Consider the following 446-nt stretch of genomic DNA (forward strand, 5'->3'; position numbering starts at 1 on the left):
TCTGGTCGCTGCGCCGGGGGTCGCAGTAGAACAGCCTCGTCTCGCCCCGCCCCTCGCCGAGCAGCGCCGCGATCGCGACCTCGTCGGAGAACTCGGGGCCGTTGTCGGTGAGCACGGCGCGGAACACGCGGCGCGTCCCGTCGGCGCCGAGGACCGCCCGGACGCCCTCCAGGGCGCCCGCGACGCACCCGGCGGTCTTCTCCTCCAGCGGCAGCGCGAGCTGGGGCCTGCTGGGGCGGTGCAGCAGCGTGAGCAGGCAGGCGCTGTCCTCCCGGGCCCCCTCGACGGTGTCCATCTCCCAGGCCGCGGCGCACGCGTCCTCCCCGAGGGCGAGGAACGCGGCATGTGACCTGCGGGCGGAGTGGCGGGTCGCCGCCCGGCGCGCGGCGCGCTTCCTCGGCCTGTAGCCGACCTTGCGCCTGAGCTCCATGTTGGTCATGCCGTCG

General features: G+C 75.8%; 1 pseudogene. It reads right to left on the reverse strand.

Annotated elements, in window-relative coordinates:
* Positions 1-446, reverse strand: a pseudogene (locus DW180_RS10085) (IS30 family transposase); the annotation flags it as partial.

Source organism: Collinsella sp. AM16-21, assembly GCF_003471905.1.
Taxonomy (GTDB): Bacteria; Actinomycetota; Coriobacteriia; order Coriobacteriales; family Coriobacteriaceae; genus Collinsella.